The following is a 12,550-nucleotide window of genomic DNA, read 5'->3' as shown; positions in this document are numbered from 1 at the left end:
ATTGACTATGACACCATTACGCATCATCGCATTTGTGTTTTCAGGCCTGTTTGTACTGGTCCTCTCTGTCGGTGCCTGGGCAGCCACGGCTGTTCCGGCTGGTAACCGCAACGAAACTCAACCCGAAATTCCCCGTGATGCGGTGATCCGAACCCAGCAGACGAATGATACGTTTGAAGGCAAATTTCAAAAGGTGCTGCGCCTGTTCGAAAACGACAGGAAGCTGATTTCCAAAATTCAGAAAACCGCCAAACGCTATGATATCGATCCAGTTCACATAATCGGTGCCATTGTTGGTGAGCATACCTACAATGTTGATGCTGTGGATCAGCTGCAGTCCTATTATGTGAAAGCACTGGCCTATGCGGAAACCCGCATCCGGTTCGAGCATAATGGCGAAAGCGTAACCGATTTCGTCCACCGGCCTGAATTCGCATCGTGTGAAAGTCTGCGCGATTCCTACGAATTGTGGACCTGCCGAGAAGACGTGTTTAACGCCCGGTTCCGCGGCCAGTCTCTTCCAGATCAATCATTCGGGAAAACCTTCTTTCAGCCGCTTTTTGCCGGGCAGACTTTCGGTCTGGGGCAACTCAACCCGCTGACGGCGCTGATGATGAGTGACATGGCAAAAAAACAGGGCCGCCAGCGCAAGCTGGATGTGCGCAAGCCGAGTGTGATTTATCAAACCATCATGGACCCTGATAAGTCTCTGCATTATATGGCTGCTGTGCTGCGCACCGCGATTGATGATTATCAAAAGATCGCCGGATTTGATATTTCAAGCAATCCAGGCATTACAGCCACGCTTTATAATCTGGGCGGCACGAAAGCACGTGCGACAGCGCTGGCGCTGGAAAACCAGAAACGCAGCGCTTCTGGAGAAAGCCTCAAGCTGCCGGAAGAAAACTATTATGGTTGGCTGGTCAATAACCGCATCGATACGCTGCGTGGCTTGCTGAACTAGGCTCTGGATTCCCCAAATCCTGATACCTACTCAGAAACAACAGTTCCGGGGTCAAAGGGGAGATCGGCAAGCTCACGTTCTGACATGGCTTGCAGATCCGGATGAGACAAAGGGTCCCGTCCCCAATCACCTTTTGAACAGCCCATATTTTTCAAAGCTTTGCCTGGCATTATCCGGGTTATCAACATCTTGATTTTTGCAAAATAGGTCATGCAAAAGAGATAGTGGTTTGTGGAGAATTGGGTATTGAAACTTCAAGCCTTCGGATTTAGATTTTCTAAATGCGAGATTTGAACAAGGTCCCACTTACCAGTCTGCGCGCCGTGGAAGCTGCGGGGCGTCTTGGCACTGTTGTCAAGGCGGCAGAAGAATTGGGCGTGACATCGGGCGCGGTCAGCCAACGCATCCACAAGGCGGAAGAGGCGTTGGGCCTGCCGCTCTTCAAGCGCACGTCCAAAGGCCTGCTGCTCACACCATCGGGTGCGGACATCATGCCGTTGCTGACACGTGGCATGTCCGACCTTGCATCGGCTGTATCGCTGCTCGATCCTTCGCGGGATAATTGTCTGACCATCTCGGTTGCGCCCATCTTTGCCAGCAGATGGCTGGTCTGGCGGCTGCGTAAATTCAATGATCTTTATCCGCATATTCGCATTCGAATTGATCCAAACGTAAACCTGCTGAACCCGGATCATGATGATGTGGATGCCTGTGTGCGTGTGGGCTGCGGCGGATGGTCGAATGTCACAAGTGAGCTGTTGCTGGAACAGCGCGTGTTTCCAGTTTGCACAAGTGAAATGGCGGCTCGTCTCTCAAGCCCGCAGGACCTTGCCAGCGTTCCGATCATTCGAGAAAACGAATGCCTGCATGGCTGGTCTGAATGGCTGGCCGCCTTTGATCTGACGCCGGAGCTGCTGAATGACGGTCCAACCTATGCCGACGGGTCGCTGTGCCTTGATGCAGCGATGACCGGGCAAGGTGTGTTCATGGCCTGGGAAACGCTTGCCTGCGACGCCGTTCATGCAGAGCGCATTACCGCACCATTTCCTCAGCGCATGGAAACGGGAGCAAAATACTGGTTTGTAACAGGCAGAGAACGATCCCGGAAAAAGATCGTCAGCCTGTTTCGGTCCTGGCTGAAAAGTGAGCTGTCTGACTCAATCCGCGATTGGACCAGCGGCTGACACAAAGATCAGGATTCTGAAGGGTGCCATTCGTAGCAATTGTCAAAACCTTCTTCAGCGACGCGGGTAAAACCAAGCGATTTGTAAAACTCATTCGCGGCACTGTTTTTCAATGCCATCAGCTTGATTGGTATGTTGGCCTTTCCTGCAATGTTCTGAACATGTCTGACAACCCGCTGCCCCAGCCCCAAGCGTAGCGCTGATGCCTTCAGATAGAGATGATCCAACAAAAGATGGTCCTTCCTTGTTCGAACAACAAAAAAACCAACCATCTCTGAATCATGCAGGATCAGTTGTGTATCCTCGAGGATAAACGACGAAAGAAACCGTTCCCGCACGCGAACCGGGTGGAAGCGACCGATGGCTTCAAGGCTGGGCTGCATGGCTTCGGTGCGGATATCTGCAAGCGCTTCTGCGTCAGCGGGCTTGGCCGCTAGAAAACTTGCCACTTCCATATCCTGTCAGCATAGATCCGTTTGCAGCTCCACATCGGGATTGAGCCTATGGCTGGTTGCCGAATTTCTAACCTTCGCATTCGACCACACCAAATTTCTGTCGGCTTGGAAAATCAAAAGAATCTGAAACTTTTCCCAACGCTGACCGTGGCTGTTGGTACCCGCTCAAAAAAAATGGACATCGAAGTTCAACTGAATTGGGCGCCAACAAGGAGACCATTCATGATTTCAAAGACAGCACTCGCAGCAGCCACAGCCCTTTCCATCACGATTGCAGCCGGAACGGCCTTTGCCGAAAACCCGATGGTCGGCGGCGCAGCGATGTATGAAGACAAGAATATCATCGAGAATGCAGTTAACTCAAAAGACCATGAGACGCTGGTTGCAGCCGTCAAAGCGGCTGGTCTGGTCGAAACTCTGTCTGGCGACGGCCCCTTCACAGTGTTTGCTCCAACAGATGCGGCTTTTGAAGCACTGCCAGCGGGTACCGTTGAGACGCTGCTGAAACCTGAAAACAAGGACCAACTGACAAAGATTCTGACATGTCATGTGGTTGCGGCTGATGCCATGTCCAAAGACATCACCAAAATGGTTGATGATGATGGCGGAATGCACTCTGTCGGCACCGTCGGTGGCTGTGAGTTCACTGCCATGTATGAAAGCGACAAGATCATGATCAAAGACGGTCAGGGCAACATTGCCAACGTGACAATTGCCGATGTCAACCAGTCCAATGGCGTGATTCATGTGATCGACAAAGTCCTGCTGCCTGCCAGCTAAGGCGGGGCGCTGGCGGCAAGCCCGAAAAAACGGGTAGGACCGAAAGGCCTTCAGCCATCTGGTTGAGGGCCTTTTGTCTTACCACAATCTGGTGTGCTATTCTTCTGCCCTAGAGTTGTAGTCTCGTTTTGGAAGGAAAATGTTATGAGCTATGTTCAGGGATTCCTGATTCCAGTTCCCCGGAATAACAAGGATGCCTATCGCGAGATGGCTGAACTCTCGGCAACGGTTTTCAAGGATTATGGCGCACTGCGTACCGTGGAATGCTGGGGTGACAGCGTGCCGGATGGAAAGGTGACCGACTTCAATCGTGCGGTCAAAGCGCAAAAGGATGAAGCTGTTGTCTTTTCCTGGATCGAGTGGCCTGACAAAGCAACCTGCGACGCTGCCGCACAAAAGATGGAAAGCGATCCGCGCTGGAAAGAAATGCCCGAAATGCCATTCGATGGCATGCGTATGATGTGGGCCGGATTTGAACCGATTTTTGAAAGCTGATCCCAAAGCGGTTTTGCTTCTGCGATGCCGCATCACGCCGGGCGCTGCACAGCGACGCTTTTTGTGGGAAAGCGCTTGAGGAACAGGTAAAGCGGCGCGTCGCAGAAAAAGTTCAGGCCGTCTGAGCTGCGATCTGCTGGTTGGTTCGGTCGCTGCGTGGTGCAATCCCGAACTTTCTGGAATATTCGCGGCTGAACTGGGTTGGGCTTTCATAGCCCACAGCAAAAGCAGTTGATGAGACCGTGCAATCCCCCTCCAGTATCAACCGCCGTGCCTGCAGCAGTCTCAAATCCTTCTGATACTGCAAGGGGGTGGAGGATGTGATGGCCTTGAAATGCTCATGAAACGAGGACGTGCTCATACCCGCAATATGTGCCAGCTCTGATACAGAAAGCGGCGCGGCGAAATCCTGTCTGATGCGGTCAATGGCCTTGCCGATGCGGCTGGCATGGCTGTCGCGCATCAGTAATTGCCGCAGCATGCCGCCATTTTTGGCCAGAAGAATGCGAAAATGGATTTCCCGCAGAACCAGCGGCACCATGACTTTTGCCTCTAGCGGATTGTCCACCAACTCGAAAAGCCTGCCAAATGCGCTCACTAACTCATTGTCGGCCTTCGCAGCATCCATGGCGCAGAATTGGCTTTGCAAATCGTCCAGATCATCGATCTGATCATAAAGGCTGCGAATAATCTGCAGATCGATGGACAGGGCAACGGCAATGTAGGGCGCTGTCAGGCTGGCTTCAGTGATCTGCGCCATAACCGGAAGATCATGGGAGACAATCAACGACTCTCCCTGGCCAAAACTCAGCTTGCGGTCACCAATGTAAGTTTCCTTGCGACCCTGTAGAATCAGGCAAATAACCGGATTGTACAGCATGCCTTCCAATCTGGTTGGTTTCCGATTGGACAAAGCGACCAAACCCGGCACATCGGTCAGGCAAGGCTCAGCTTCTGAGCCGTTTTTATCAAAGTATGTCAAAACGGTCTGGGCAAAGTGATCCAGCATGATACGTCTCTCCAATTCAGTGTCTTTTATAGAGCGCTCACTCCAGAATTACTTATAAAATCCTGCTCTTTGGAGAAATAGGCACATAATGTGGAGAAAAGGGCAGGCATTGAAGATCTGCATGGCTTAAATCTGCTTCATCACAAAGCTGGAGCATATGATGACACGCAAAATTGCATTGATTACAGGCGGCAGTCGCGGTCTTGGGCGCAGCGCAGCTCTTCGTCTCGCCGACAGGAATGTCGACATAGTTCTGACCTATCTTTCCAACAGCGAAGCGGCAGAGGCGGTTGTCTCCGAGATTCAGGCCCAAGGCGGCAAGGCTGTTGCCTTGCAACTGGATACTGGAAACACCAGTCAATTTGCCGATTTCACCAAAAGCCTGACGGCTGCATTGGCACAGACCTGGCAACGCGAAACAATTGACTTTCTGGTCAACAATGCCGGTATCGGCATCAACAAGCCCTTTGCAGACACCAGTGAAGACGACTTCGACACTTTGATGAACATGCATTTCAAAGGGGTCTACTTCCTCACCCAGCGGCTGCTTTCCCTGATTAATGATGGCGGGCGCATTGTGAACCTATCCACGGGCCTTGCCCGATTCACCATGCCTGGTTTCTCGGCCTATGGCGCCATGAAGGGCGCGGTGGAAGTGCTGACCCGCTACATGGCAAGCGAACTTGGCGTACGCCGTATCACCGTCAATACCATTGCGCCTGGAGCCATTGAGACAGATTTTGGCGGCGGTATGGTGCGGGATAATCCTGAAATCAATCAATTTGTCGCGTCCACAACAGCCATGGGCCGCGTTGGCCTTCCAGATGATGTTGGCGGAGCCATTACCAGTCTTCTGGTGGGTGACAATCAATGGATGACCGGGCAACGCATAGAGATTTCTGGCGGCCAGAACCTCTGAGAGCACAAATCAGATAGCAAAATCTTTTGAAGGAACACTCCATTATGCCGACCAAGACACAGACTATACTCATCACCGGCGCGTCTTCGGGAATTGGAAAGACAACTGCCAAACTGTTTCAGGCCAATGGCTGGAATGTCATCGCAACCATGCGCGCCCCTGATAAAGAGGAGGAACTCACGCAACTCGACAATGTTCTGGTAACGCGACTGGATGTGACGGATGAAGCGTCTATTGCGCAAGCTGTCGAACAGGGCTTGGCGCGGTTTGGTAAAATTGACGTTCTGCTCAACAATGCAGGTTATGGCGCTTACGGACCTCTGGAAGCCTTTCCGATGGACCGCATCCGGCGTCAGTTCGAAACCAATGTCATCGGTCTGTTGGCAACCACCAAAGCGCTGCTGCCGCATTTTCGCGCCAATGCATCCGGCACCATCATCAATATCTCGTCCATTGGCGGGCAGATGACCTTCCCGCTAGGAACGCTTTATCACGGCACCAAATTCGCGGTCGAAGGCATGTCAGAATCCCTGCATTACGAATTGGCCCCATTTGGCGTGAGGGTAAAACTTGTTGAACCGGGTCTCATCAAAACTGATTTTGGCGGCCGGTCGTTCGACTTCGTCAATGACGAAACCATGGCTGAATATCAGCCAACCGTCCAAAAGCTGTTTGAAAGTTGGGGCAGCAATGCCGAAGCGTCCGAACCATCCGTGGTTGCCGAAATCATCTGGTCAGCGGCAATTGATGGAACGGGCATCCTGCGATATCGCGCTGGCCCTGATGCGGACGCTCTGCTGGATGCGCGCAAGCAGCAGGATGATGCGACCTTCATTGGTAATATGAAGGCCATGATCGGGCTCTGATGATTCAAATACAACTGGTCGGGAACTCATCCCGGCCAGATTGCCCGACCAGATCTTTGTTTCAGACCTAGCTGCCATGCTTCATCATGTTGACCGGTTGGATGACACCGTGTTGCTTCATAATGGCACCACAGGCGTCTGACTTCATATAGGCAGACATGCCATCGCGGTCAGTAATGGTCATTGTCAGGGCCACCAGATCACCGCCGTCCACATCAACATGGCTTTTGATATTCTTGGCAAAGGCCCCGAGATTTGCGCTCCGCTCATCGTCAAAACTTTTCCACTTGGCGACGTCTTCAACTCTGTGCGTCAATACGATTTCCGACATGTTTTACTCCTTTTGATCTGTATGGCATTCCGCTGAAACACGCGTGTTCGCCTTTCGTTGAAATAGAATGCAGCATTTCAAAAACATTGATAATATGGGATTATTGAGTTTCTTAATTCGACTGGGCCGAACAATGTTGCTGAAGAAGGCCTGACACTTCTGTTTGTGCGCTTCCTGGCTGAAAGAATGACCTCTGGAAAACACTAAACTTCTGGAAAATTAGCGATTTCCAGCGCCTCCTTAAAACGTTTGCTATGCGCGGCATCTGGATACGGAAACATTCTAAGCGCGTTTTCCATTCGATAGCGTGGTGCCAGTTTGCGAATGGATGCCACCATGTCAGCGGCCTCACCCAACCTGTCTGTTTCTGCATAAAGCCGCGTCAGTTGAACGCGGGCGGGAATGAAGCCGGGAACGCGATCCAGTACAGGCAACAAATACTCCAACGCCTGATCGTAATCCTGAAGCAGGATTCTGGAATGGCCGCGCGCGAATTCCCAACTTGGTGGTGCGTAACTATCTATGGCAAAGGCTGTTTCCAGACGACGCAAAGCATCTACCGGGAGCGCCAGCCGGTTGAGGGTTTCACCATAGGAATGCCAGACCTCAGCATTGGACGGGTCCAGATCCAGAGCCTTTTCAAAGGCTTCAATGGTTCGATCACGATCTGCCAGAAAGCCAAGCGTCCAGCCCAGACGGGCAAAGGCAATGGCGGAGCTTTCATCCAGTTCGATGGCCTTTCGTGCCAATTCCTCTGCACCGCTCAGATCATCATCGGCTCCTGGCCATGTGAAGACATAGTTCGATGTTCGGCAATAGGCCTGATAGGCGAAGGCTTCCGCATACGAGCGATCTGCTGCCGTTGCGGCTTCAAAATGCGTGAGCGCCTTGGCAAGGCTTGCCGGCTTATACTGGTAGTATTCGGCCCGACCTTTCAGACAGTGCTCATAGGCATCTTTGTTGCGCGTGCCGCTGCGGCCTGACAGCGCTGAAAACTGGACCTTCAGATTGCGCGCGATTTTTGCACAAATCGTGTCCTGAAAATCGAATATGTCCCCCATTGTGCCATCATATCTGTCAGACCAAACCTGGGTTTCAGTTTCGGTTTCCAGCAATTGCAGATTAATCCGAACCCGGCTGTCACTTCTGCGGATCGAGCCTTCCAAAATATGGCTGATGCCCATGCTGTCCCGCAGAAACCCGGGAGCAGTCTCTTCGTTTTGCAGCCGGAAAGACGCACTGCGCGGCGCAACACGCAGATTTTTGGCCGTTCCCAGATCATTGATCAGATCTTCTGTGATTCCGTCTGCCAGATACTGGTTCTGTTTGCGCTCGCTAAAATCGGCGAGCGGCAGGATGATCAGATGCAGACCATTATCTGACACCAGCTTTGTTTTGGGCGGGGCAGCACCGCTCGCCACTTCATTGACGTGGGCGACAAACCGAACCCCCTTGCCGTGAATGGTCCGAATATAGCGCCGGGGCGTGTCGACGTCGCCAAGGGCAATTCGCGCGGCTTTGATCGCCGCAGATACCGCCCAATCAGAAACCGCGCGGCCAGACCAGATGGTCTCGATCATGTCTGCTCTGGAAATCAGTTGGTCCCGGTTCTGGATGAGAAAATGCAACAGGGTCAGCGTTTGCGGCTCGACATGAATCTGCTGGCCCGCATGATTCAACTCGAATTTTGTGTAGTCCAATTCAAATTTATCAAACTGATAGATCACAACACCAACCCGGACCGTTTGTGGAACCTCCAAAATTCCTCCAAAAATACTCAAGCCGGACTCAAGCACCAATTTCCAATCGTTGGTAGCCCTTTGTTGGAACATCCGGGAAAGGAAATCCAATGAACCTCACACACATCCGAAACATAGGTCTGTCAGCCCTGTTTGCGCTCCTGACATTTTCGTCAGCGCAGGCCGCAACGATCAACGTAAAAAGCGAATTACCCGTCAGCGACGTCACCGCCAGGCTGGAGGCCGCTATAGAAAAGGCGGGGGCACGCCTCTTCACAAAGGTCGATTTTCAGCAAGGCGTCAAAAGTGTTGGAAAAGATATTCGCCCCACCACCGTCCTGATCTTTGGCAGTCCGAAAATTGGCGCAGACGCCTTCGCCATCGGTCAGACTATCGGGCTCTATTTGCCACTGCGTGTTCTGGCCTATGAAGATGCATCAGGACAGGTCTGGTTGAGCTATCCCGATCCAGCGGATGCTGCGGTGGAACATGGCATTCCAGTGGATCATCCCGCCATCCAGGCCATGCAAGGAGCTTTGAAAAAGCTCACAATGGCGGCCAGCGGCAATTCTTCCGGAAATTAGGGTTCGAACCTGCAAATGACACACAGGCGGTCAATTGGGCGCAGGTCCAACAGGCCGTCTGTCCGCTCTGGTTTTGGCAATCGTTTGGTGCAGCAGACGAAGCTATGAATGCGAAAATACTCTAAGCCGCGTTGGACGCCATATCCTGCGTCAGAACGGAATAGATGGCGTCTGCATCGCGTGTTTCACGCAATTTCGATGTGATTTGGTTGTTGCGGAACACTCTGGCAATGCGCGCCAGAGCCTTCAGATGATCTGCCCCTGCCCCTTCGGAGGCCAGCAGGAGGAAAATCAGGTCAACGGGCTCACCATCAAGCGATTCGAACTCGATTGGTGTTTCCAGACGGGCAAACACGCCAATAATTGCGTCAAAGGTCACCAATTTTCCATGAGGAATGGCAATGCCATGCCCCACACCAGTGGACCCAAGCCGTTCACGTTGCAGAAGCGTGTCAAAAATCTCGCGCTCCGGAACACCGGTTAAAGACGCAGCCTTTTCAGCCAGTGCCTGTATGGCCTGTTTTTTGGATTGCACCTTCAGGGTGGGTATTACAGCATCAGGCGAAACCAGATCACTCAGATCCATCGCAAACATCCATTATTGAATTTGTCTTTGTCGCGGCACATATCTCTGTTTCACATACAAGCTGGTAACCGGTGACTGGTGGCTAACAGCTTGGCTTACAGGTTCAAAATGCTGTCACATCTACCTCAGGACCTAACCGTTCCCGGCAGTCCTTCAAGTCTGCAATGATGGATCAACCCAGCCAATATTGCCGTCGGCGCGACGGTAGACCACGTTTACACCGCCATGTCCAGCGTTTCGAAACACCAGTAGCGGCACATCCGTCATGTCCATCTCCATGACTGCATTTCCTACCGTAAAGGTTGGCAAACTGGAAGCCGTTTCAGCAATAATGACGGGATTGAAATCCTCCGGAACTTCTTCGTCTTCTGCGGGCGCAGCCAGAATGTAATTTGCTGAGATCATTGCGTTTTCACGGTTCGCGCGCTGATGATGGTCTTTCAGTTTACGCTTGTAGCGACGCAGCTGCTTTTCCACCCGCTCGGCGGATTTCTCAAAGCTTGCGCGTGGTTCTGCTGCCTTACCGGATGCGGCCAAATTCGCACCAGTGCTCAGATGAATCGAACATTCTGAGGAAAACCCGTTCGGCTCCTTGGTCATGGTGACCTGTCCGGAATAGGTTCCTGAAAAGTATTTGTTTAAAGCCTCGCCAATCCTGTTTTCTATTTCGCCACGCAGGGTTTCCCCCACATCCATGTTTTTTCCGGATATGCGAAGTTCCATAATCTACCTCTTGCTTGAGCCCCGGCATGGGGCCGTTTTTCAACTCATCCACCGGTTCAGAAGCCGGTTTGGGACGCCTAGCCACTGATTATGGGCCGGTTACCCGACCCAATGTCAGTGCTGCACTCAATGCCACATTCAGCATTGTAGCCGTTTTCACTGCCGCCGAGGCAGCTCATACGGCCTATCTGGCTTACCCGCCAACCGTCCGCTTCTGGCGCCGACGTGCCACGCTGGAGGGTATGCCAAGTGCTTCGCGGTATTTTGCCACGGTTCTGCGCGCAATGTCGATGCCGGAGGCCTTCAATTTTTCCACAAGGGCGTCATCACTGAGAATGGAACCGGCCACTTCCTGATCAATCAACTGCCTGATTCTGTGCCTGACAGCCTCTCCGGAATGGACTTCACCGTTCACGCCGGCAATGGAGGAGGAGAAGAAAAACTTCAGTTCGAAAATGCCGCGCGGCGTTGAAATGTATTTGTTTGATGTCACGCGGCTGACCGTCGATTCATGCATTTCGATGGCGTCTGCCACCTGTTTCAAGGTCATGGGTTTGAGATATTCAATTCCATAGAGGAAAAAAGCGTCTTGCATCCGGACAATTTCCGTTGCCACTTTCAAAATACTTCTGGCCCTTTGATCCAGCGCCTTGATCAGGCCGCTTGCCGATTGCAGACTGGTGTTCAGGAATATCTTTTCGTCCTCTTTGGCGTGTTTTGAGACGGTCTGGTAGTAGATCTCATTCACCAGAAGGCGCGGCAGGACATCGCTGTTGAGCTCAATATGCCAGGCGCTGTCACTTCCCTCGGCGCTGCTTGGCCTGACCAGAACATCCGGCACCAGACTTTCAGGCTCCAATGCTTCAAACATCTCGCCCGGTTTGGGATTGAGGGAACGGATGCAGGCAATCTTGCGGCTGATGTCTCTATCGGACAGGCCGGTGAGGCTTTGCAGGCCATCAACATCCTGCTGTGCCAGCAACGGCAGATTATCCAGTATGAGGCGCATGGCAGCGTCCAGCTCACCCTGATCGTTCAACTGCAGTTCAAGGCATTCCTGCAGATTGCGCGCGCCAATGCCGGCTGGCTCGCACGCGTGAATCAGTGCAATCGCCGCTTCCAGTGTTGCCTCATCAATTGAAAACTGCTCGCAAATGGCAGCACTGTCGAGTTGCAGATAGCCTGCGCCATCCAATTGACTGAGCAGATACTGACACAATGCCCGCATCACCTGGTTGGTCGTCATCAGGAACAGTTGGTCTTCCAGGCGTGCGCGCAAGCTGGTTGTGCCAGCCAGTGTGGCATCGAAGGCCATATCCTCGCCGACGGCGGCCCCAAGCATGGAAGGGCCTTCAAGGGCCTGATCGTAAGGGGTTTCCTGCGAAGGTGTCAGAGCCTTTTCATTATCATCCTGATAAAGATTGCTGTAGTCGGAATCCGGCGGGCCGCTGAGATCGGTATTGGTTTCTGTCAGTTCCCGTGCGTGCCAGTCATCTGTCTCGGCCTGGGGTGCAGGATCGTCAGAATCGCCTTCGGATTCGCGCTCCAGAAGTGGATTTTTTTCCAATTCATCTTCAACATGTCCCGATAATTCCAGATGCGACATCTGCAACAGCTTGATCGCCTGGACCAATTGGGGCGTCATGACCAGAGACTGAGTCAGGTTCTGACGCAATCCGGGGGCGAGTTTTTGACTCATCCCTGCTGCAAAAGAAAATGAACTTGGCCCTGACATAGGTGGTTTGATCCCTACGATCCTAGAATTTTTGACGTGTTATTCTGAAGCGCTTGCTATGATATATCGTCTTGTATGAAATATCGTCTTGTATGATCCAGCATTCTTCCGGACCCGTTTTCCATCCAGTATTTTACCAGATGTCGGGCTGATTGGACTTTAGCCGAGCAGGCCATTGTA

Annotated in this window: 14 protein-coding genes; 7 read left to right on the top strand and 7 right to left on the bottom strand. The window is 52.4% G+C overall.

Annotation, left to right across the window (positions count from 1 at the left end):
* Positions 1–7: 7 nt before the first annotated feature.
* Positions 8–964 (top strand): DUF1402 family protein, encoded by a 957-nt coding sequence (locus RAL91_RS04850; RefSeq protein WP_371932524.1) that lies wholly within the window; start codon positions 8–10, stop codon positions 962–964.
* Positions 965–1,245: 281 nt separating this feature from the next.
* Positions 1,246–2,148: a LysR substrate-binding domain-containing protein gene (locus RAL91_RS04845; protein WP_306260239.1), complete on the top strand. Its 903-nt coding sequence runs from the start codon at positions 1,246–1,248 to the stop codon at positions 2,146–2,148.
* Between the two features lie 8 nt (positions 2,149–2,156).
* Here the strand turns inward: RAL91_RS04845 and RAL91_RS04840 are convergent, their stop codons facing one another.
* Entirely contained in the window at positions 2,157–2,597 is a 441-nt protein-coding gene (locus RAL91_RS04840; protein WP_306260237.1) for a GNAT family N-acetyltransferase, read from the bottom strand.
* 228 nt (positions 2,598–2,825) lie between these two features.
* On the opposite strand from RAL91_RS04840, the gene RAL91_RS04835 reads away from it, so the two are divergent.
* Both RAL91_RS04835 and RAL91_RS04830 read left to right on the top strand, forming a co-directional pair.
* On the top strand, positions 2,826–3,383 hold the full coding sequence (locus RAL91_RS04835) for a fasciclin domain-containing protein (RefSeq protein ID WP_306260235.1): 558 nt from the start codon (positions 2,826–2,828) through the stop codon (positions 3,381–3,383).
* Between the two features lie 144 nt (positions 3,384–3,527).
* Positions 3,528–3,878 carry a DUF1428 domain-containing protein gene (locus RAL91_RS04830; RefSeq protein ID WP_306260233.1) on the top strand — a complete coding sequence of 117 codons (351 nt, stop codon included), beginning with the start codon at positions 3,528–3,530 and terminating at the stop codon, positions 3,876–3,878.
* 112 nt (positions 3,879–3,990) lie between these two features.
* On the opposite strand, the gene RAL91_RS04825 is transcribed toward RAL91_RS04830, so the two are convergent.
* On the bottom strand, positions 3,991–4,887 hold the full coding sequence (locus RAL91_RS04825; protein WP_306260231.1) for an AraC family transcriptional regulator: 897 nt from the start codon (positions 4,885–4,887) through the stop codon (positions 3,991–3,993).
* 160 nt (positions 4,888–5,047) lie between these two features.
* Here RAL91_RS04825 and RAL91_RS04820 point away from each other — a divergent pair, with 160 nt between their 5' ends.
* Together RAL91_RS04820 and RAL91_RS04815 are read left to right on the top strand one after the other, a co-directional pair.
* Complete coding sequence (locus RAL91_RS04820; protein ID WP_371932480.1) at positions 5,048–5,806, top strand: SDR family NAD(P)-dependent oxidoreductase; 759 nt, start codon at positions 5,048–5,050, stop codon at positions 5,804–5,806.
* Between the two features lie 44 nt (positions 5,807–5,850).
* Entirely contained in the window at positions 5,851–6,672 is an 822-nt protein-coding gene (locus tag RAL91_RS04815; protein WP_306260224.1) for an SDR family oxidoreductase, read from the top strand.
* 67 nt (positions 6,673–6,739) lie between these two features.
* On the opposite strand, the gene RAL91_RS04810 is transcribed toward RAL91_RS04815, so the two are convergent.
* Both RAL91_RS04810 and RAL91_RS04805 read right to left on the bottom strand, forming a co-directional pair.
* A complete protein-coding gene (locus RAL91_RS04810; protein WP_306260222.1) occupies positions 6,740–7,003 on the bottom strand; it encodes a hypothetical protein in 264 nt (87 codons plus the stop codon).
* Between the two features lie 203 nt (positions 7,004–7,206).
* Positions 7,207–8,784 (bottom strand): winged helix-turn-helix domain-containing tetratricopeptide repeat protein, encoded by a 1,578-nt coding sequence (locus RAL91_RS04805; protein ID WP_306260221.1) that lies wholly within the window; start codon positions 8,782–8,784, stop codon positions 7,207–7,209.
* Between the two features lie 68 nt (positions 8,785–8,852).
* On the opposite strand from RAL91_RS04805, the gene RAL91_RS04800 reads away from it, so the two are divergent.
* Positions 8,853–9,326 carry a DUF302 domain-containing protein gene (locus RAL91_RS04800; protein ID WP_306260219.1) on the top strand — a complete coding sequence of 158 codons (474 nt, stop codon included), beginning with the start codon at positions 8,853–8,855 and terminating at the stop codon, positions 9,324–9,326.
* Between the two features lie 121 nt (positions 9,327–9,447).
* Here the strand turns inward: RAL91_RS04800 and ptsN are convergent, their stop codons facing one another.
* The 3 genes from ptsN to rpoN form a co-directional block, all read right to left on the bottom strand.
* Positions 9,448–9,912, bottom strand: coding sequence for a PTS IIA-like nitrogen regulatory protein PtsN (gene ptsN, locus RAL91_RS04795; RefSeq protein WP_306260217.1), 465 nt, complete (start codon positions 9,910–9,912; stop codon positions 9,448–9,450).
* A 153-nt stretch (positions 9,913–10,065) separates the two neighbouring features.
* Positions 10,066–10,635: a ribosome hibernation-promoting factor, HPF/YfiA family gene (gene hpf / locus RAL91_RS04790; RefSeq protein WP_306260215.1), complete on the bottom strand. Its 570-nt coding sequence runs from the start codon at positions 10,633–10,635 to the stop codon at positions 10,066–10,068.
* Between the two features lie 193 nt (positions 10,636–10,828).
* The gene (rpoN, locus tag RAL91_RS04785) at positions 10,829–12,334 is read right to left on the bottom strand and encodes an RNA polymerase factor sigma-54 (RefSeq protein WP_306260214.1); all 1,506 of its coding nucleotides are present in this window, start codon (positions 12,332–12,334) and stop codon (positions 10,829–10,831) included.
* Positions 12,335–12,550: the final 216 nt, after the last annotated feature.

It is taken from the genome of Pararhizobium sp. IMCC21322, from assembly GCF_030758295.1.
Classification (GTDB): Bacteria; Pseudomonadota; Alphaproteobacteria; order Rhizobiales.
The sequence above is the reverse complement of the archived record's forward strand: the minus strand, read 5'-3'. Positions and strand labels throughout refer to the sequence as shown.

What these genes read in the sequence shown, in the direction of transcription:
- RAL91_RS04850 (WP_371932524.1), top strand. Translation starts at nt 8, where the DNA reads ATGACACCATTACGCATCATCGCATTTGTGTTTTCAGGCCTGTTTGTA.
- RAL91_RS04845 (WP_306260239.1), top strand. Translation starts at nt 1,246, where the DNA reads ATGCGAGATTTGAACAAGGTCCCACTTACCAGTCTGCGCGCCGTGGAA.
- RAL91_RS04835 (WP_306260235.1), top strand. Translation starts at nt 2,826, where the DNA reads ATGATTTCAAAGACAGCACTCGCAGCAGCCACAGCCCTTTCCATCACG.
- RAL91_RS04830 (WP_306260233.1), top strand. Translation starts at nt 3,528, where the DNA reads ATGAGCTATGTTCAGGGATTCCTGATTCCAGTTCCCCGGAATAACAAG.
- RAL91_RS04825 (WP_306260231.1), bottom strand. Translation starts at nt 4,887, where the DNA reads ATGCTGGATCACTTTGCCCAGACCGTTTTGACATACTTTGATAAAAAC.
- RAL91_RS04820 (WP_371932480.1), top strand. Translation starts at nt 5,048, where the DNA reads ATGACACGCAAAATTGCATTGATTACAGGCGGCAGTCGCGGTCTTGGG.
- RAL91_RS04815 (WP_306260224.1), top strand. Translation starts at nt 5,851, where the DNA reads ATGCCGACCAAGACACAGACTATACTCATCACCGGCGCGTCTTCGGGA.
- RAL91_RS04810 (WP_306260222.1), bottom strand. Translation starts at nt 7,003, where the DNA reads ATGTCGGAAATCGTATTGACGCACAGAGTTGAAGACGTCGCCAAGTGG.
- RAL91_RS04800 (WP_306260219.1), top strand. Translation starts at nt 8,853, where the DNA reads ATGAACCTCACACACATCCGAAACATAGGTCTGTCAGCCCTGTTTGCG.
- ptsN (WP_306260217.1), bottom strand. Translation starts at nt 9,912, where the DNA reads ATGGATCTGAGTGATCTGGTTTCGCCTGATGCTGTAATACCCACCCTG.
- hpf (WP_306260215.1), bottom strand. Translation starts at nt 10,635, where the DNA reads ATGGAACTTCGCATATCCGGAAAAAACATGGATGTGGGGGAAACCCTG.
- rpoN (WP_306260214.1), bottom strand. Translation starts at nt 12,334, where the DNA reads ATGAGTCAAAAACTCGCCCCCGGATTGCGTCAGAACCTGACTCAGTCT.